The sequence below is a fragment of the Pseudomonas wuhanensis genome (genome assembly GCF_030687395.1).
Lineage (GTDB): Bacteria > Pseudomonadota > Gammaproteobacteria > Pseudomonadales > Pseudomonadaceae > Aquipseudomonas > Aquipseudomonas wuhanensis.
Genome location: NZ_CP117430.1, coordinates 3,642,360 through 3,660,719 on the forward strand (window position 1 = coordinate 3,642,360; position 18,360 = coordinate 3,660,719).

Consider the following 18,360-nt stretch of genomic DNA (forward strand, 5'->3'; position numbering starts at 1 on the left):
TGGTATCAACCGATCTCGGCGGCGCGTTTGACCGCGGCGCGGATTCTTGGGTAGGTGCCGCAGCGGCAGATGTTGCCGGACAGCGCCTGGTCGATATCGCTGTCGGTGGGCTTGGGGATCTTCGCCAGCAACGCTGCCGCCGACATGATCTGCCCCGACTGGCAATAACCGCACTGGACCACGTCGAGTTCGGCCCAGGCTTGCTGGAGCGGGTGCGAGCCATCGGCGGACAAGCCTTCGATGGTGAGAATTTTCTGCCCGTGGGCCACCGCCGTGGCGGGCGTGATACAGGAGCGCAGCGGCGCGCCGTCGACGTGTACGGTGCAGGCACCACACTGGGCCATGCCGCAACCGAATTTGCTGCCCGTCAGGTGCGCGACATCGCGCAGCACCCAGAGCAACGGCATGTCCGCGGGGACATCCAGTTCCTGGTCCTTGCCATTGATGTTAAGGGTCAGCATTGCGGGTTTCCTCAGACTCACGGTGTTCTGAAGGGGCGCCTGTGCCGCGAAGCCATCATTTTTGTGCAGGTCGGCGATTACGCGCGCCTTGGGTTATCCCTACAGCTAAGCGCAATTTGACCCACAAGCCATGTTCATCGACCACCGGTCGCTTCCCATTCTCACGACTTGTCGATCTATGGCACACCCGGACCACTACAGGCTGACTACGCTGATAATCCAGAGTGATTAACCCGCAGAGGAGCACCGCCATGCACCGCGTTCAAAAACTCACGCCCTGCCTATGGTTCGACGATCAGGCCGAGGAAGCCGCGAAGTTTTACTGCGCAATCTTCGATCATTCAAAAATCGCCGGCATCACCCATTACGGCAAGGCCGGTCAGAAAATCCATTGCCGGCCGGAAGGTTCGGTGATGACCGTCAGTTTCGAGCTCGATGGGCAAAGCTTCACAGGCCTTAACGGTGGCCCGGTTTTCAAGTTCAATGAGGCGATCTCATTCCAGGTCAATTGCCACACTCAGGAAGAAGTCGACCACTTCTGGGGGCGCCTGTCTGCGGGTGGTCCCGTTGAAGCCCAGCAATGCGGCTGGCTCAAGGATAAATTCGGTGTGTCGTGGCAGGTCGTGCCGGTCGTTCTGATGGACATGATGAAAGACCCCGACACAGCCAAGTCCCAGCGCGCCATGACAGCGATGCTGCAAATGAAAAAACTCGACATCGCCACGCTGCAACGAGCCTTTGACGGCGAGAGCTAATACACTCCAAGGCTGACCCGCCGAGGACACCGAGATGAAGCACACCGTCGCCAAAGATGCAGACAAAGCCCCGCGCTTCTGGCGCGACGACGCCCTGCCCTTCATCGAAGCCCGCTCCATCGCCGACGGTCGCGAGGTCTGCTACAGCCGGCATTCCCACGCGCATTTTTCCATCGGCGCAATCACCGCCGGGCGCAGCACCTATATTCACGAACAATCGGAGTTTCAGGTCAGTGCCGGCACCGTGGTGCTGATGAATCCGGGCGATGTGCATGCCTGCAATCCGATCGACGACCAGCCGTGGTCGTACTTGATGCTGTACGTCGAGACGCCGTGGCTGACCGACTTGCAGCATCAGCTCGGCTTCAGCCAGGACTCGGCGTTTCGCCGGTTTTCCATCACCCACAATCGTGACGTCCAGCTGTTTACCGGCCTGAAGAGTTTGTACGAGGTGTTGATCGACCCGCAGCAAGACGTGCTGTGCAAGCACAGCGCTGCGGTGGAGTTTTTCACCGAGGTGCAACAGCGGCTCAACCCCGTCGATCAACCGTTGCGCGAACCCAATTTCAAGCTGGAGCGGGCCGCCGACTATATCCGCGACAATTGCACACAGATGCTCAAGCTGGAAGACATTTGCGAGGCGGCGCAACTGTCGTCGTCCTACCTGATCCGCGCGTTCAAGCAGCATTACGGCATGACGCCCCATGCGTTTCTGATCAACCGGCGCATCCAGTTCGCCCGGGATCGGTTGCGCAGCGGCAAGTTGATTGCCGATGTGGCGCTGGAGGCCGGGTTTGCTGATCAGGCGCATTTTCAGCGTGTATTCAAACAGCATCTGGCGGCGACACCGGGGCAGTATCGCGGCTAACTCATCCTCCCTCGCCACAAGCCTTGATGGGCGGAACTGCCACACAAACCCCTGTGGGAGCAACTGTCTTGATGTCTTTTATTTTGAAGTTTGATCAAAGGGCAGCCGAACTTCCACAGTCTCAAACCATGTGATTTCCCAAATGAGCAAGCAGTCTGTTTAGGCTGCCTGCTCTCTCCACTCAGTTTGGTCACGGATCATCGCGTTCAGCCTTATCAACAACACCCGCATGCAGGCGATCAGCGCCACTTTCGCGCATTTACCTCTCAGGCGAAGCGCGTCATATCGGGCTTTGAACTCGGGTTGTCGCAAAATCACAGCCCAACTGGCCATGTACATCGCACGTCGCACGGCAAATCGGCCACCGCTTATATGACGAGGCCCTTCGTGGTTGCCGCTGTCGTCGTTGTAAGGGGCGATCCCTGCCAGTGCTGCGATCTCGTGCCGTCCAACCTCTCCCAGCTCAGGCAGGTAGGCCATGATGCTGGCTGCGGTCACGAGCCCTAGTCCCTTAACCGAGCGCAAGCGGGCAATTTTTTCACTGTCCAGGTCTTTGGCGCTTTGGCAGATCAGCTGTTCTATCGACTTTATTGCCTGATCTAAATAGTCGATATGGCTTTGCAACAAGGGTTTTATCGAGTCGACAGAAGCCGTTTTGATACGCCGCCTGTCGTCACTTTGCTGCTGAACAAAGTTTTCGCGTTGCTGTACCAGCGCACGCAAATTGTCCTGTTCGGCGCTGGTGATACGGCTATCGGCGTCCTTTATAATCGTTGCAAATTCGGCGAGAAGCCGCGCATCTATCGCGTCTGTTTTAGCGCGATAACCCATTGCCTTGGCAAAATCTTTCGCCCGACGAGGATTGATTCGTAAGACGTCAAAGCCGCCCCTTTGAAGCACCTTCATGGGCCCCCGCTCGTAGCCACCGGTGGCTTCCAGTAACACGCGGGTGACTTCGAAGCCTTTTAACCAATCAATCAGCACCGGGAAACCACTGGCGCTGTTCGGAAAACTCGCACCAATGCCTTGCGAATTAATCCAGACTTCCAGACTGTCTTTGGAAACATCAATGCCTGCGCAGGAAAACATGGCTAAACCCTCTTACACTCATAAATGAGAGCGCTCTGGTTGGGCTCCACGCTTGTAATGTTCGAGGTCGGCTCGTTCAACTGTTCGGGCTCAATAACCAGAGTGGAGAGGTGAATGGCAGCATGGGCTCCCACACGTGCTGCTAGCACTCCGGGCGTTCAGCTTGCCACTCACCGCTCTCATCTTCAGTCTAAGTCCTGCGCAAGACACAAGCGGGCTTGCCCGCGATAGCGGTAGTCCCTTCGATATCATTGTTGGCCGACCAGACGCCATCGCGGGCAAGCCCGCTCCCACAGGGAAAAGATTGGCAATAAGAGTGGTGCCAGAAACCACTATCGCAAACCTACGGCAACAACAAATACCCCGCACTCACCGCCAGCAACAACGCCATGCCCCGATTGAACAGGCGCATCCCCGCCGGGTTGCTCAGATAGCCGCGTAAAAACGTCCCGGCATATGCCCAGCAACCCACCGACAGATAGCAGATCACCAGATACACTGCCGCAAACTGCCAGACCAGACGCGCTTCGCCATCGGCGACAAACGCGCCCATCCCCGCCACGCAGGCCAGCCAGGCTTTCGGGTTGAGCCATTGCATGACCGCGCCATACAGCATCGACGGCGCCCGCCCTGACTCCTTGGCATCGAGCTGACCGTTATCAGTGGCCAATTTGAAAGCCATGAACAACAGAAATGCCACGCCGGCCAGTTGCACCACCCGCGTCAGCGCCGGCCAACGCTGCAACACCTCATGCAACCCCAACCCCATCAGCACCAATAACAGCACGAATCCCAGGGTCGCCCCGGCCACATGCCGCTGACTGGCGCGAAAGCCGAACTGCGCGCCAGAGCTCAACGCCACAATATTCACCGGCCCCGGCGTTATAGAGGCGACCAGCGCAAACGCGGCCATGGAAAGAATCAGACTCATTGCACACCTGCTTCAAATCAAGGAAACCAGCGTCCACGATAATGAGCGCGTTGCTCAGGGTATTGAAGAAAATTGCTCTCGATGAGGTAAAACCTACCCCGGCACCGATGAGACTGTTCTTATTACACCCGCGATCGGACTCAATTAGTTATTGCCAGAAATTAACTTACTTTAAAAAACCAACGTCCTGCCACATTCCGAAAAATACTCACACAGTTTGAAACCAAGCAACTCAAAACAAGAAAAAGCAACCAGATATAGTTTCACCCGTTCAAAAAAACCAATCTTCAACAAGTTACATAGTGACCATCAACCTCAAGGACGAACGACCAACTCATGACCACACCACCAAACCTCTTTGCTCAATCGCTCTCCACCGACCAAACTGAACGCCGCGCAATCGCTGACATATTAAAGTCAGCCATTGATAAAGCAGTGTCTCAGAATGAAGAATCGACCTATGCCTACACCACCCAACTGATCGATATCAATCAACTGGTCGTCACCACGATCAAAGGCAGCCATTTCGACAGCACCCATCAATCGGCGAAAACTTTTCTACGCCGACTGATCGCCGACCCACAATTCATAGAAGCGATTGAAATACTGCCTCTTGAGGACGATTACTGGACGTTGGTAAACCAAGACGGTGATATCTGTAAAGTTTATTCCTCCCCAAAGGACATCGGCACCTATATTGAAAGCATAAACATCACCACACTTATAAACACCCTCACCGACCTGACAGGTGACATTGAACTACTGATCAAAGCCGCGACCCTCACAGGGGGCATTGTTTCGTCAAGCGAGCGCATCCCTTTGATCAACTGGCTTCAGTTTCATAATCTGGATGTGCCAAATACTTTCGAGCAAGTAAAAAATCTGATTGAGTATTTGAGTTTTTCGCCACCACCGGCACCAGAATTCGGTAATTATTGGGGTATCTCAGACGAAACAAATGAAACAATCTTGATTGTGCCTGAGCAGCAGCAGCCGCTTATCAAACAAGAAGTCAACACGCTGATGTCAAGGGACGGATCCGCTCCTGAACGCCTCATCAACTATTTGGCCGATTCGCTGCCCAGTCGGTACTCCCGGGTTCTTTTGGAGGAAAATACCGACTTTGCCTGGGAGGTTCTAATCGACACCGAAGAATCCAGAAATTTTGCCCAATCATGCTTCAATGCGCTAGGTTCGGAGCTTTCAACTCCGGACAAACCCATGACCACCGGACAACGCAGCAGGCTTCTTGTTGCTGCAATCATGGTGGATCTGGATTTAGGCACAGACGAGCAGAGGAAGCGGTACTCCGATCTCCTCTACCACTACCCGAACAAAAATGCTTTCGAGGCAAGGGAAGAGCTGAAAGACCGATTAGTGGCCATCGGCGTTAATCCGGATACGGTGATACTAACTCTCCAATTGGTACTTGCTGGCCTAGGGCCAGAGTTCCTTGTCTACGCGCCTTCCTCACTGCAGGTCGGCTCTTCGGGCTGGGTGATACTTCATAAATCGGTTTTGCTGGCTGAACACATCGCCCCTGGCTTATCGCGACACATGCGCTATGAGCAATTATTGGAATTGGGTGCAATATCACCTGTCAGCACCGAACAGCAAAAGTTACATGACGTTATCACCTTGCGGTGCATCATGGACTGGGCATCGATCAATGAGCTTCGGTCAAAAGATGAAGAAAATCTTCCACTGGAAGATATAGCCAAAAATGACATATCACACTACAACGCCTACATCAGTGAGATCTCCGATGCGCTCAAGGCCATTTCTGCGCCCCCTGTCAGTCGCAAGAAACTGGCAAAAGAGACCATTCTGGATGAAACATCCCTTCGCCCCCAACAAGAACTTTTCCCAGTAAAAACCGGCAAATGGAACCCTGGATTTCCTCGAACCGTCCTTGAACTGTACATGAACAATCTTTTAACGAGTAAGGAGTGGGACAGCAAAACAGGGCCGAGCATTTTCAAGCAAGATCCAGACCTCGCAAAACTTACCCCAATCAATAGGCTGTACAAGAATGAAGTAGAAAAATACTACAAGGCATTCACGCCCGGTGTCATCACAATGATTCGACTCGCCCTGTCACGACTGCACCGCAGAGACAGAGTGGTCATTGAATATGGCAAGCTTGCGCTATACCAAGTATTAGGCAGCCGATTCATTCCAGGTCACAGCGCAGACGAAACAGCTTTTTTCGGAATCGTCATTACCTCCTGGTTCGACAACGAGCTTCATTGCTACGAACTTTTTCCCCTCCAGGGGCTTTGCTTAAAAAACGAAGATCTGGCCCGAGGATTCATTCGCGGCGTTTCATTCAATGAGGCCGATGGTCGTGAGTCCCCCAATGGTGATAACGGTAATTTCCAGCGCCTGACCTATTTGCAGCATATCTATGCCGACAATGAAGCTTATTTCGCCGGTAGCAAACCAGTGCTCCATGGAGGAAAAAGAACCAGCCAATTATTGCCAGACAACTTCAGATCGCTTGACGAGTACCTCAACCTTAGTGGTACCGGAATGCTATTGATGCGATTCGGTGAATTCGACGATCAATCACAATCTGCTCATTACTATCGAAGTTCGATGGAGAGCTTTAACTCAGAACGCTTCAAGGGCATAGGCAATCTTGTAGCCGAACACAACCCGCCCATTACCTACGACCAGTTCCATAGTATGGGCTATGACAAAACCGCGATTGAAGATAGAGACGAAGCTTTTAAAAAGCTGATCGACGGCATTCTCGATGTCATCATTCCGTTCAAAGGATGCATTGAAGGGCTCTCCTCGGACGATCCAAAGCGTCGAAGTGGCGCCGTATTCAGCTGCACCATGGATGCAGTTGCTGTTTTGCTGGTATTCGCTGGAGGCGTCGGGCCTTTCTTGAAAGCCGCAGCGAGCAGCACGAAACTGATTAACTTGAGCAGGGTCACCCTAGGTGTCGTCGTGTCCATTTTTAATCCGTTGGATGGCGTACCACAACTGGTGCACGGCGGTGCCAGACTGGTAGGTAAAGGGGCGCTGAAACTGACTCACTTTGGTCAGTCCGTCACCAAAACCGCTGTGAGCCAGTTACGTCATTTGACCAACGCCAGCGCTTCTTATGACCTTGTCAAAGCGTTGAGTAAGACCGGCTCTGCCGCCGAGATTCGCATGACGTTGCCTACGGTGGCCCATGGGCGTGCGCTGTTCAAGGACGATACTATTGAAACCGCCGAGCAGATCGTGGCCCTTTTGGCTAACAAAAATAGTCGTTTGCCGAATGATGGCGCTCATGTCGAGCTGGAGCAGCTGTTCAATAATGCCGTCATAGAGGCAACACTCAAACTAAAGAGCGCCCAGGATCTGGAGTCATTGATCGGCCGGGCAGCATTAGACGACCTGTTCAAGACGTTCATGGCTAACCCCGAAATCAGCTATAGCGCAGCCCGCTCGGCAAATAGGAACTATTCGCACATACTGGAGGATCTGAGCAAGATCGAAACGACCAACCTCACTTACATGAAAAATTATCAGCAAGCGGTGCTCAAACAGGATTTAGGCAAAGCGCCCTATGACGCCATTCTGCCGGATTCCGTCTTCAACCCGCAGGGGTTCACCGATCATGCGCAGCGGGCTGGAGCCTGGATTGTTCATGCCTCAACAACCAAAAGCAACAACCTCGACAGCATCGTGGCAGTACTGCGCGAATACGCGGGTAATGGTAAATCACTGACCGATCCTGCCGTGATCAAAGCGTTGCATGCACGCGTTGCACCTGAAGCCGCAGATATCGTGCGCGTCAGATTTGATGGTCAGCCTTATGCAAGCAGTATCAGCGGTTTCGCTGCAATGAAAGAACATTTGAAAGTGCTCGATGTCAGCCATGAACACTTTGGCAAACAGTTGCTGGGGGCCGTCGCGGGCTTCCATGGTTTAGGTGACGGGAATGGCCGCACTGCTCGGGCGCTATATGCCATCAGCGAATTGCGCGCCAATCGCTTTACCGCAACAACTCCACAGGTCGATAGGCTGCTCCACGGTTTGCCATAACCCCCTCGCATAAAAAGGGACACATAAAAAGGGACAGACCACGATTGAGGTAAATACCGAACAATCGTGGTCTGCCCTCTGTTTTCCCTAACCCTACATTTCGGCAGATCTGAGATTTAGTCGTCGCAAGCCTGCCACGATGCGCCTTGTGGCGGGCCTATACTTCAAGAGTCGGCACACTCGAAGCGACATGCAATCGTGTTTGATGTACGGGGTATCGCGTCGAGTGATCGTTCACGCAGGCCACGGCCTGCCTTCATTGTAGGGAGGAGAAGATCATGGCGCGTAAATACATCGATTGCCGCGAGTTTCCAAGCGATTCCAAATGCTCGGTCGCGCTGTCTGCAGACTCTGAAAACGAACTGCTCGAGGCCGCTGCACAGCATGCGGTCAGTGTTCACAAGCACACCGACTCACCAGAACTGCGTGCTCAACTGAAGACCATGTTTCACGACGGCACCCCGCCTGTTGAAGCACCACGTCCCGCTTGATAAGGAGATCCCTCCGAGCTGCCGCAGGCTGCTCGGGGGATTTGGGGGTATGACTTGAGCGCTTCACAAAGCTCGTTGGCTTGATGGATCCTTTTCTGCCAACTCTATGCACTTCAAAGCCAGGATCGTCGTCGGGTCGACAAGCGCCACGGTGTGCCCATTGATTTCAAACGCCTCGCAATGGTCGAGCACCAGAGGCAATTCCGTACACCCCAGGATCAGAACCCCCGCCCCCAACTCACACAGGTGTTCGGCTGCCAGCAGCAATTGTTCTTTGCAGAGCCCTTGGGTGAATCCGGCCTTGATACCTCGTTGCCCGTAAATGGCTTCCATGACCATCGCTTGGTAATCGACGCCAGGCGTGAGGATTTGAAGCCCGGCGCGACGTGCGGCCTGGTGATAAACCTGACTTTGTACGGTACCGGATGTCGCCAAAAGGCCGATCGCCTTACCCGAACCAAATTTCTGCACTATCCATTCCACCGTTTCGGTCAGCATGTTCACGATGGGCACCCTCAGGTGCGTCTGAATACGTTCGACGAACGCATGGGCGGTATTGCAAGGTATCGCGATGGCGTTTGCTCCCGCGCTTTCGAGACGCTTGCAGGTTGCATACATCGCCATCGTGGGATCCGTTTCATCTCGGAGCAGATTGGCCGTTCGGTCCGGTATTTGCGGGTTTTGCTCGACCACCATTTTGATGTGCTCCTGATCCTTCCCCGCAGGCGTATGGGCGACCACCTTGCCCATGAAATCCACGGTGGCGGCAGGCCCGACGCCGCCCAGGATGCCCAATTTGAAGGGGGGACGTCTTGGCTGTCCGCTCTCCAGCGTGGCGAAGTTCGCGTAGATCTCATTGATGTCCAGGACGGCAACCCCTCGACGCTGCAGGTCAGTGCAGACCAGCGAAAGCTCTGTCATGCCGGGCAAGATCACCGTGGCTCCCTGCGCCTGCAATGAGAGGCAAGCCTGGTAAACCGCTTCAAGAGGTACGCCTTCCAGGTGGCCGTCCTTGATGCCGTTCAGGCCGTACATGGCCTCCATCAACGCCGATTGCGCTTGCGGATCCGGGTAGACAATCTTGAAATCCTTTTCGAAATGTCGTTCGAACAATCCGCAATGGCGGACAAAGTCGGAGGCGATGACTCCCAAGGTCGTTTGCGGCTCGACGACGTGACTAACGTGCCGGGTCAAAGCAGCCATCATGTCCAATACCGCAATGCCAAGCTCCTCCTGGATTTCAGCGCGGAAGGTATGGCTCGCGAAGCAGGGAAGCATCACGGCATCGAAGCCACTTTCCTCGAACGACTTGCACACCTGGAACACATAGAACTTGCGCGAAGTCATGCTCGCCCCGCTGTCCAGGGGCAGCAGCACGTCCTTGAAAGGGTGCTGCTCAAACAGAAAATGGTATCGACCCTGGTCCTCCAGCACGGCTCTGGACTTGACCAACTTATAGAACAGATCTCCCCCGGCCAGTGACCCGAGTCCACCGACAATGCCCAGCTTGCGGACAATAGAAGTTTTGTTGGTCGACCTCGCTTTAACTTTCATGACCCGACTCCTCAAGCCACCGAAACCGGTTCGGATCGAGACCGCACTGGAACCTGTGCCTGGCCCTCCTCCGCGGGTTCTTCGTGAGGCTCGGATTTGGCGACGACGGCCGTTGCGATACTGTTCCCCACTACGTTGGTGGCGGTTCGAGCCATGTCCAGGAACTGGTCAATGCCAATGATCAACAGCAGGCCTGCCTCAGGAAGATTGAACATTGGCAGTGTCGCAGCGACGACAACGACTGAGGCACGTGCAACACCCGCCATTCCCTTGCTGGTGACCATCAACGTCAAAAGAATCAGCAGTTGCTGGGTAAAGCTGAGGTCGATGTTGTACGCCTGGGCTATGAACATGATGGCGAACGCCTGGTACATCATCGAACCGTCAAGGTTGAACGAGTAACCCAGGGGCAACACGAAGCTGGACACCCGTTTTGGAGCGCCGAACTTCTCCAGCGCCTCAATGGTTTTTGGGTAAGCGGACTCGCTGCTGGCGGTTGAAAACGCCAAGAGGATCGGCTCGCGAATAAGCTTGCCGAGGTCAAAAACCGATCGTCCGAGGAACGCATAGCCTGCGCCGAACAACACGGCCCAAAGGATGACAATCCCCAAGTAGAACTCGGCGATCAGCTTGCCGTAATCGACGAGCAAACCAAGTCCCTGGGTAGTAATGGCAGATGCGATGGCGGCGAAAACACCAATCGGCGCGAAAGCCATTACGTAGTCGGTGATCTTGAACATCACCTTTGCCAACTCCTCAATGGAGTCCGTTATCTTCGTGTAGCCAGCACGTTTGGCACCGGCCAGGGCGAATCCGAAGAACAGCGAAAAGACCACAATTTGCAGGATCTCGTTATTAGCCATGGCCTCGGCAATACTGCGAGGGAACACATGGCTGATAAAGGTCTTGAGGCTGAAATCCCCCGTATTGACTGGCACGGCGGCGGTTGCATGTTGAACAACCTCCATATTCAATCCGGCACCGGGTTGAAACAGGTTAACCAGCCCCATCCCGATCATGAGTGAGATGACTGAGGCCGTCACGAACCACGCCATCGCCCGCATGCCGATCCGTCCAACGGAACGAGAGTTACCCATGCTGGCGATGCCACCGACCAGCGTCGCAAATACCAGGGGGGCAATGATCATCTTGATCAATCGCAGGAAAATGTCGGTGACCATCGAAAAGTAAGCTGCAATCTCCTTGGCACTTTGCTCGCTTCCTGCGAAATGGTGACACGCCCAACCCACAAGCACGCCCAGCACAATGCCAATCGCAATTCGACGTGGAAGCTTATTTTTCTTCACGGAGCTGTCCTCAAGTAGTTTTTAGATTTTTTTACTTGGCAGGGTCAATTTGATTCGCCCAATGCTCTGAGGGGCATCGGTGCTGTGCTGATTCTAAGGACCGGATCGACCCGGCATGATGAGTAATCCTGCTAGGCCCATGCGCTTTTGGAATAGTTTTTGAACAGCCGCGATGACCAGGCAATTGCGACGTAAAATGGCGCTCTCACAGCGGGAGATCCTGATATGCAAATCAAATGGCTGGATGACCTTCTAGCGATTGCCGAGTTGAAAAATTTCTCGCGCGCGGCTGAGGTCCGGTGTGTGACGCAGTCGGCGTTGTCACGCCGTATTCGGTCACTTGAGGAATGGGTGGGGGTCGAACTGGTGGACCGTGGCACCTATCCCGTTCAGCTCACAGCTGCCGGAGTGACTTTCTGTGAAGAAGGCAGAGAGGCGCTGGCAGGATTACTGAGATTGCGCTCAACGTTGCGCGAAGTGGAGCGGATGCCGGGACGATCCATCCAGGTCACGGCTGGCCACAGCCTCTCGATGACCTTTCTTCCTAAATGGCTCTCGCAGTTCCAGCAACACAATGAGCAGTTCAATGCGCGAGTGGTCGCCGCCAATATTCATGATGCCGTCATCGCGTTAGAGGAAGGCAGTTGCGATTTGATGATGGTCTATCACCACCCTCTTGCGCCCATCCTGCTGAACCCTGAGCGCTTCGGCAGCCTGACGCTCGGGCACGATGCCTTTATCCCCTTGTGCGCGGCAAACGATAGAGGCGAACCGCTGTTCCGCTTGCCCGGCAGCTCCGGCAAACCGGTGCCCTATCTCGCCTACACCGCAACGACTTTTCTGGGTCGCGTTGCCGACATCGTGATCAAGAACGGTCCTGCACCGGTCGTGCTGGAGCGCTGTTATGAAGCGGATATGGCGATGCTCCTGATGCGCATGGCTATCGAGGGCTACGGCGTGGCCTGGTTGCCACAAAGCGCAGTCGTCGACGAGATGGAGCGAGGGCTATTGGTCAGAGCGGGTGGCGAGGAATGGAGTACGCGCCTGGAAATCCGCTCGTACTGTGCAATTGCCAATCAAAATCCGACGATGCGCAATCTCTGGAAAACCCTGGAAAGTGCCTCATTACGCTTGCTCACCGCAGCTATTCAGAATCAAGAGATGACACCGAAAGCATCATGATATGTGGAAGCGCCAGTACCTGTTACAGGAGCGCTACGGATATCTAACGGCCCACTACACTCTCCCTGACGGAACACGGTCAATGCGGGAGCTGGCTTGTCTGCGATGGCATCACCTTGGTCTGTCAGATACGCCTGGCCAGTATTGTCTCGCCGTCATGATCCTGGACTGCCCGCTAAACGCCAATCAAAAGCGCGGGTGGTGGCCGCGACCGGCGTCAGAGTGGTGGCGGTTCTCTCAGGCTTTGGGCACGGGTTAATGCGTAGTGCAGATCAAGGAGTTTCCGATGGCCGATGAAAACAAGAAAATGAGCCTTATGGGCCTCACCACATTGGTGACGGTGAACATGATGGGGTCGGGCATTATCATGTTGCCGACGAGCATGGCCCAGCTTGGGGCCGTTTCATTGCTGTCATGGATCGTCACCGCCATAGGCTCCATGGCCATCGCCTATTGCTTTTCCCAGTGCGGCATCTTCTGTCTGCGCTCAGGCGGGTTGTCCGCCTATACCGAAGAGGCGCATGGCAAATCAGGATTCTTCCTCTGCTCGTACCTGTACTTCCTTTCGCTGGCCATCGCCAACGTGGCAGTTGCTATCTCCGCGGTGGGCTACATGACATCGTTCGTGCCCTGGTTGGGTAGTGGCGCCATTGCGCTGTTTACAGGAACGGTCGGCTTGCTCTGGTTGACCACCGTGGCCAACTTTGGTGGCCCCGGCATCACGGGCAAGATCGGTGCGATTACCGTGTGGGGTGTGATCATCCCGGTGGCCGGCTTGAGCATCATCGGTTGGTTCTGGTTCAAGCCCGATGTACTGGCTGCTGCCTGGAACCCGAACAACCTGCCAATGTCCGAAGCCATCAGCAAGGCTATTCCCCTGACCCTGTGGGCCTTCCTCGGCATGGAGTCAGCCGCGCAAGCCTCCGATGCAGTGGAAGATCCCAAGCGCACCGTGCCGCTGGCCTGTCTGTTAGGCACACTGGGAGCGGCAGGGGTCTATGTGCTGTCGACCACGGTCATCCAAGGCATCATACCCAACGCCGAACTGGCCAATTCTTCGGCCCCTTTCGCGCTCGTCTATGCACATATGTTCAACCCCACCGTCGGCAACATCATCATGGCGCTCGCAGTCATGGCCTGTGTCGGCTCGCTGCTGGGCTGGCAGTTCACCCTGGCACAAACAGCCAAAATGACGGCTGACCAGGGAATGTTCCCAAAACTGTTCAGCAAGATCAGCGCACGGAATGCCCCCATCGTCGGCATGCTCGTCTGCGGTGTTTTGCAAACCTTGATGGCGCTGTCGACCATTTCGCCCAATGCCAGCGCCCAGTTCGGGAAGCTCGTGAGCCTGGCGGCAGTGACCAACCTGATCCCCTACGTGACGGCGGCCACCGGCCTGCTGGTCATGATGTACAAAGCCAAAGTCAGTGCAGGCGTATACACACGCAACACGGCACTGCTACTGATTGCGGTGGCCTATTCGTTGTACGCCCTCTATTCCTGCGGCAAGGATGCGGTATTCGGTGGCACCCTTGTCCTTGCGTTCGGCTACTTGCTCTATGGCTTCCTCTCCAAGCGTTTTGTCGATGAGTCTCCAATCGCTCAGGCCAAGGCCAGCAACATCTGAATTCGGGGAACCAGGATATGAACATAAAACAGACCAACACCACCCACCTGCTGCTCGTCTGCCTGCTCACGCTGGTGCCGGTATTGGCTAATGCCAATACCCTTGAACGTGTGCGGGCGAGTAACACCTTCACCCTCGGCTATCTGCCAGACTTCGCACCTTTTAGCGTCCATGCAGGCGGCGAAGCCAGCGGCTATGCCATCGAGCTTTGTCTGAAAATCGCTGACAAGGTCAAGACCGAGTTGGGTTTGCCCGGTTTGCAAATACGTTACCAGCCCGTCGCAGCCAACGACGAGATGAGTGCCGTCAGTTCGGGCAAAGTCGACATACTCTGTACACCGACACTGCCCACACTGGAGCGGCGCAAGACCGTGAGCTATTCGGTGCCGATCTACACGGCCGGCCTGTCGGCAGTGGTGCGCCAGGAAGCACCAGAAGCGTTGCTCAATGTACTTAACGGACAAGTAGCCCATACCGGGCCGACTTGGCGAGCGACCATCAACCATGGGCTGTCCAGCCAAACTTATGCCACCACTGCTGGCGGAGTCACCGAAACCTGGATCCGTCAGAAGATGCAATTGCTCGGTGTGGTGGCGACCCTGGTCACGGTCGAGAATATTGACGCTGGCCTCAAACTGGTCGCTGAAGGCAAAGCCGATACCTTCTTCGCCGAACGCATGATGCTCAAGAACCTCCTCGCCAAAGACTACTCCGCAGGAAACCTGGTCCTGCTCGATCGTATTTTTGACTACGCTCCGACTGCAATGGCAGTGGATCGAGACGATGAAAACTTCCGTTTGCTGGTCGACACCACGCTGAGTGAAATGTACCGATCGGGCGAGATCGGACAGGCATACGACAACTATCTGGGAGGCGTCAGCGAAACGGACAAAAAGCTGTTCAAGGTCTATGCGGCACCTTAGAGCCGTAGCCAACAATCGGGGTCGGATAAGTAAGTCGCTTCGTCTGTTAAAAAGCGGCCAGGCAATGCCAGTCAGTTAAGGTGTGGAACCTGGCCGTTTGGACGCGGCGTTCCTCATTCGTCAAACGCGCGAACGCAAGTTCGCTTTCGGCCAAAAGTGGCCGATGGTCGTTGCATTTGGCTCGCCTCCGAGCGTTTGGCTAAGCTGAATAAAGCGGGATGAACTGAAACCTGAGTGATAGCGACCATCAACGGATCTGGATTGGCATCAAGACGGTAACTCCCAAAGGAGACGACCATGTATGCGGTTATAAGAACCTACTTGGGTGCTGGAGCAAAGCAGCTGTTCGATCTTTTGGAACAGCGCAAGGCCGACGTCGAAGCTACCCTGCGGACAGTACCTGGCCTGGTAAGCTACACACTGCTGAATACCGGTGATGGCGGTACGGCGGTGACTGTTTGCGCGGACAAGGCCGGCAGCGATGCGAGCTTGAAAGTCGCGCGCGACTGGATTCAGAAAAATGCCTCGAATATCCACGCGAATCCGCCGATCGTGACGGAAGGTCCGGTGATTGTGCAGATCAAATAGCGCGCCTTTCCAGTTGATCTTACGTAGAAGGGACAGACCGTGATTTAAGGCGAATGCCGGCCAATCGTGGTCTGTCCCCTGTTGTCCCCTGTTTTTTTCTCTGCTGAGTGAGCCCGCTCCCACATGGATTGCGCTAACCCACTGGCATTTGCCTTAACCAAGCAGGCATAAGTGTACGGCGATTTGCGCTCACCGCTGTATGGGCCGGCCCACTCGTCACTCATGATAAAAATACGGCTCTCGTTACTGGAGCCGTCGACATGGACCTCGCCACCCTCACCCTGTTTCTCCCGGCCTGCTTCGCCCTGAACATGGCCCCCGGTCCGAACAATCTACTGTCGGTCAGCAACGCCACCCGTTATGGCTATCGTCGCACCTGTGTGGCGGGTGTCGGTCGCTTGCTGGCGTTTGCCGGGATGATCGCCCTGGCCGCCGCCGGGTTGTCGGTGGTGCTGCAAACCTCGAAATGGCTGTTCTATGCGATCAAGATCATTGGCGCCGCTTACCTGTTGTATCTGGCCTGGCAACTGTGGCGCGCCAATCCCGAGGCCGAACAGCACATCACCGGCAAGTCGATGGGGATCCTGGCTCTGGCGCGGCAGGAATTCCTGGTGGCGGCGGGTAATCCCAAGGCAATCTTGCTGTTCACCGCATTCCTGCCGCAGTTCGTCGACCCGACCCAGCCGGTAGCCGCGCAATTCGTCGTGCTCGGCACGTTGTTCCTGCTGCTGGAGTGGATCGCCATCAGCGCCTACGCCTACATGGGCCTGCACATGCGCCGCTGGTTCGCCGAACCACGGGGCAAGCGGATATTCAACCGTTGCTGCGCGGGATTGTTGTCGGCAGCGGCTTCGGTGCTGTTGATGGCGAAACGAACCTGATCCTTACCCTTGAGACGGCCCTTTCAGTTCGACCTGGTTGCCGTCCGGATCGAAGCAATAGATCGACAATCCGTGGCCTTCGGCGCCGAAACGCACGGCGGCTTTCTCGGGTTTCAGGTCGAAGGACTGCAAGTGACGGACCAGCGCTTGCTCGTCGAACGGTTCAATGCGCAGGCAGAAGTGATCGACGTTGCGCCGCTCGTGGCCAGCGCCAGCGCCGCCCTTGCGACCGAGTTCGCCCTGGATGTCGACGAGGTCAATCATCGAGGTGCCCGCACGCAAATGCACCATGCCCAGATCGTCGCGGCGCTTGATCAGTTCGGCGCCGAATACCTCGCCGTAAAAAAGGGTGCTTCGTTCGAGATCCTTGACGCGCAGAACGATGTGATCGATGTGTTTGATCGTAAACGGTCGCATTAGGATGATTCCTGAAAATATCGTTTACAGAATTATCGGTGACCCGATGACTGTAGCTCAGGGCCGCAAAAATTCACTGTCGATTTTCCGGTGGAGGCACCGAGCGACGCGGCATATGCTCAGCCCATGAACCTACAAAACGCTGTGCTCCCGCCCCACGCCGAGATGGTTCGCGCCATGCTCGAACGCGACACCGCCTACGAGGGGGTGTTCTTTACCGCGGTCAAAACCACTGGCATTTTCTGCCGCCCCGGCTGCACGGCGCGCAAACCGAAGCCGGAAAACGTCGAGTTCTTCGCCCATGCCGACGAGGCGATGTCGGCGGGCTATCGGGCCTGCCTGCGTTGCAAGCCGCTGGACGCCGCGGCCATCGCGCCGGACGGGGTGCAGCGGCTGCTCAAATCCGTGGACGCCGATCCCGACCTGCGCTGGACCGATGCCCAGTTGCTCGCCGAGGGCATCGAGCCGCTGAAACTGCGCCGCTGGTTCAAGCAGCATTTCGGCATGACCTTCCACGCCTGGCTGCGCAGCCGGCGCCTGGGCATCGCCCTCGGCGGCATCAAACAGGGTGAATCCATCGACAACGCTGCGTTCGACTCCGGCTACGAATCCCTGAGCGGCTTTCGCGATACGTTTCAAAAGTCGTTCCATATCACGCCCGGCCGCGCCGTCCACAGCGAGCCACTGCTGTTCACTCGACTGACCACACCGCTGGGGCCGATGATCGCCATGGCCGAACAACGTGGGCTGGTGCTGCTGGAGTTTCTCGATCGACCGGCACTGACCAAGGAAATCGAAGAACTGCAAAACCGTTATGGCTACGCCGTGGCCCCAGGTCACAACGGGCATTTGCAGCAGATCGAAGAAGAACTGGCGCAATACTTCGCTGGTAAACGAACCGAATTCAACGTACCGCTGCACCTGCCCGGCAGCGCTTTCGCCCGGCAGGTATGGGCCGAACTGATGAAAATCCCCTACGGCCAGACCACTACTTATGGCGCGATCGCCGCGCAACTGGGCAAGCCCGGCGCCAGTCGCGCCGTGGGCCTGGCCAACGGACAAAACCGCCTGGCGATTATCCTGCCCTGTCACCGGGTGATCGGTGCAGACGGCTCGTTGACCGGCTATGGTGGAGGACAACCGCGCAAGGCGTTTCTGCTCAGGCTGGAAAGGGCCGCGGTGCAAATCACCGAACAACTCGCATTCTGATCACTGCGCCTTTTATTCAAAAAAAGTCATAAG

16 protein-coding genes are annotated in these 18,360 nt (G+C 55.7%); 10 read left to right on the top strand and 6 right to left on the bottom strand.

The window, feature by feature from the left end:
* Positions 1-5 precede the first annotated feature (5 nt).
* On the bottom strand, positions 6-461 hold the full coding sequence (locus PSH88_RS16520) for a (2Fe-2S)-binding protein (RefSeq protein WP_305421563.1): 456 nt from the start codon (positions 459-461) through the stop codon (positions 6-8).
* 251 nt (positions 462-712) lie between these two features.
* Here PSH88_RS16520 and PSH88_RS16525 point away from each other — a divergent pair, with 251 nt between their 5' ends.
* Together PSH88_RS16525 and PSH88_RS16530 are read left to right on the top strand one after the other, a co-directional pair.
* Positions 713-1,216 (top strand): VOC family protein, encoded by a 504-nt coding sequence (locus tag PSH88_RS16525; protein WP_305421564.1) that lies wholly within the window; start codon positions 713-715, stop codon positions 1,214-1,216.
* Positions 1,217-1,250: 34 nt separating this feature from the next.
* Positions 1,251-2,084, top strand: coding sequence for an AraC family transcriptional regulator (locus PSH88_RS16530; RefSeq protein ID WP_305421565.1), 834 nt, complete (start codon positions 1,251-1,253; stop codon positions 2,082-2,084).
* A gap of 159 nt (positions 2,085-2,243) precedes the next feature.
* On the opposite strand, the gene PSH88_RS16535 is transcribed toward PSH88_RS16530, so the two are convergent.
* Together PSH88_RS16535 and PSH88_RS16540 are read right to left on the bottom strand one after the other, a co-directional pair.
* Complete coding sequence (locus PSH88_RS16535; RefSeq protein WP_305421584.1) at positions 2,244-3,173, bottom strand: transposase; 930 nt, start codon at positions 3,171-3,173, stop codon at positions 2,244-2,246.
* Positions 3,174-3,516: 343 nt separating this feature from the next.
* On the bottom strand, positions 3,517-4,104 hold the full coding sequence (locus PSH88_RS16540; protein ID WP_305421568.1) for a LysE family translocator: 588 nt from the start codon (positions 4,102-4,104) through the stop codon (positions 3,517-3,519).
* Positions 4,105-4,440: 336 nt separating this feature from the next.
* On the opposite strand from PSH88_RS16540, the gene PSH88_RS16545 reads away from it, so the two are divergent.
* Positions 4,441-8,148: a hypothetical protein gene (locus PSH88_RS16545; RefSeq protein WP_305421569.1), complete on the top strand. Its 3,708-nt coding sequence runs from the start codon at positions 4,441-4,443 to the stop codon at positions 8,146-8,148.
* Positions 8,149-8,426: 278 nt separating this feature from the next.
* Positions 8,427-8,639 carry a DUF1059 domain-containing protein gene (locus tag PSH88_RS16550; protein ID WP_008074349.1) on the top strand — a complete coding sequence of 71 codons (213 nt, stop codon included), beginning with the start codon at positions 8,427-8,429 and terminating at the stop codon, positions 8,637-8,639.
* Between the two features lie 63 nt (positions 8,640-8,702).
* Here the strand turns inward: PSH88_RS16550 and cuyB are convergent, their stop codons facing one another.
* Both cuyB and PSH88_RS16560 read right to left on the bottom strand, forming a co-directional pair.
* On the bottom strand, positions 8,703-10,193 hold the full coding sequence (gene cuyB, locus PSH88_RS16555; protein ID WP_305421570.1) for a cysteate racemase: 1,491 nt from the start codon (positions 10,191-10,193) through the stop codon (positions 8,703-8,705).
* An 11-nt stretch (positions 10,194-10,204) separates the two neighbouring features.
* Positions 10,205-11,500 carry a dicarboxylate/amino acid:cation symporter gene (locus PSH88_RS16560; protein WP_305421571.1) on the bottom strand — a complete coding sequence of 432 codons (1,296 nt, stop codon included), beginning with the start codon at positions 11,498-11,500 and terminating at the stop codon, positions 10,205-10,207.
* A gap of 225 nt (positions 11,501-11,725) precedes the next feature.
* Between PSH88_RS16560 and PSH88_RS16565 the strand changes: the two genes are divergently transcribed.
* The 5 genes from PSH88_RS16565 to PSH88_RS16585 all read left to right on the top strand — a co-directional run bounded on the left by PSH88_RS16565 (position 11,726) and on the right by PSH88_RS16585 (position 16,701).
* Positions 11,726-12,682, top strand: coding sequence for a LysR family transcriptional regulator (locus tag PSH88_RS16565; protein WP_305421572.1), 957 nt, complete (start codon positions 11,726-11,728; stop codon positions 12,680-12,682).
* 286 nt (positions 12,683-12,968) lie between these two features.
* Entirely contained in the window at positions 12,969-14,309 is a 1,341-nt protein-coding gene (gene potE, locus PSH88_RS16570; RefSeq protein WP_305421573.1) for a putrescine-ornithine antiporter, read from the top strand.
* Positions 14,310-14,326: 17 nt separating this feature from the next.
* Positions 14,327-15,232 (top strand): amino acid ABC transporter substrate-binding protein, encoded by a 906-nt coding sequence (locus PSH88_RS16575; protein WP_305421574.1) that lies wholly within the window; start codon positions 14,327-14,329, stop codon positions 15,230-15,232.
* Positions 15,233-15,529: 297 nt separating this feature from the next.
* Complete coding sequence (locus tag PSH88_RS16580; RefSeq protein ID WP_305421575.1) at positions 15,530-15,820, top strand: hypothetical protein; 291 nt, start codon at positions 15,530-15,532, stop codon at positions 15,818-15,820.
* 260 nt (positions 15,821-16,080) lie between these two features.
* On the top strand, positions 16,081-16,701 hold the full coding sequence (locus tag PSH88_RS16585) for a LysE family translocator (protein ID WP_305421576.1): 621 nt from the start codon (positions 16,081-16,083) through the stop codon (positions 16,699-16,701).
* Positions 16,702-16,704: 3 nt separating this feature from the next.
* Here the strand turns inward: PSH88_RS16585 and PSH88_RS16590 are convergent, their stop codons facing one another.
* The gene (locus PSH88_RS16590) at positions 16,705-17,118 is read right to left on the bottom strand and encodes a VOC family protein (protein ID WP_305421577.1); all 414 of its coding nucleotides are present in this window, start codon (positions 17,116-17,118) and stop codon (positions 16,705-16,707) included.
* A 126-nt stretch (positions 17,119-17,244) separates the two neighbouring features.
* On the opposite strand from PSH88_RS16590, the gene PSH88_RS16595 reads away from it, so the two are divergent.
* A complete protein-coding gene (locus tag PSH88_RS16595; RefSeq protein WP_305421578.1) occupies positions 17,245-18,327 on the top strand; it encodes a bifunctional transcriptional activator/DNA repair enzyme AdaA in 1,083 nt (360 codons plus the stop codon).
* Positions 18,328-18,360: the final 33 nt, after the last annotated feature.

Excerpts from the sequence above, each read along its gene's own strand:
- PSH88_RS16520 (WP_305421563.1), bottom strand. The coding sequence starts at position 461 with ATGCTGACCCTTAACATCAATGGCAAGGACCAGGAACTGGATGTCCCC.
- PSH88_RS16525 (WP_305421564.1), top strand. The coding sequence starts at position 713 with ATGCACCGCGTTCAAAAACTCACGCCCTGCCTATGGTTCGACGATCAG.
- PSH88_RS16530 (WP_305421565.1), top strand. The coding sequence starts at position 1,251 with ATGAAGCACACCGTCGCCAAAGATGCAGACAAAGCCCCGCGCTTCTGG.
- PSH88_RS16535 (WP_305421584.1), bottom strand. The coding sequence starts at position 3,173 with ATGTTTTCCTGCGCAGGCATTGATGTTTCCAAAGACAGTCTGGAAGTC.
- PSH88_RS16540 (WP_305421568.1), bottom strand. The coding sequence starts at position 4,104 with ATGAGTCTGATTCTTTCCATGGCCGCGTTTGCGCTGGTCGCCTCTATA.
- PSH88_RS16545 (WP_305421569.1), top strand. The coding sequence starts at position 4,441 with ATGACCACACCACCAAACCTCTTTGCTCAATCGCTCTCCACCGACCAA.
- PSH88_RS16550 (WP_008074349.1), top strand. The coding sequence starts at position 8,427 with ATGGCGCGTAAATACATCGATTGCCGCGAGTTTCCAAGCGATTCCAAA.
- cuyB (WP_305421570.1), bottom strand. The coding sequence starts at position 10,193 with ATGAAAGTTAAAGCGAGGTCGACCAACAAAACTTCTATTGTCCGCAAG.
- PSH88_RS16565 (WP_305421572.1), top strand. The coding sequence starts at position 11,726 with ATGCAAATCAAATGGCTGGATGACCTTCTAGCGATTGCCGAGTTGAAA.
- potE (WP_305421573.1), top strand. The coding sequence starts at position 12,969 with ATGGCCGATGAAAACAAGAAAATGAGCCTTATGGGCCTCACCACATTG.
- PSH88_RS16575 (WP_305421574.1), top strand. The coding sequence starts at position 14,327 with ATGAACATAAAACAGACCAACACCACCCACCTGCTGCTCGTCTGCCTG.
- PSH88_RS16580 (WP_305421575.1), top strand. The coding sequence starts at position 15,530 with ATGTATGCGGTTATAAGAACCTACTTGGGTGCTGGAGCAAAGCAGCTG.
- PSH88_RS16585 (WP_305421576.1), top strand. The coding sequence starts at position 16,081 with ATGGACCTCGCCACCCTCACCCTGTTTCTCCCGGCCTGCTTCGCCCTG.
- PSH88_RS16590 (WP_305421577.1), bottom strand. The coding sequence starts at position 17,118 with ATGCGACCGTTTACGATCAAACACATCGATCACATCGTTCTGCGCGTC.
- PSH88_RS16595 (WP_305421578.1), top strand. The coding sequence starts at position 17,245 with ATGAACCTACAAAACGCTGTGCTCCCGCCCCACGCCGAGATGGTTCGC.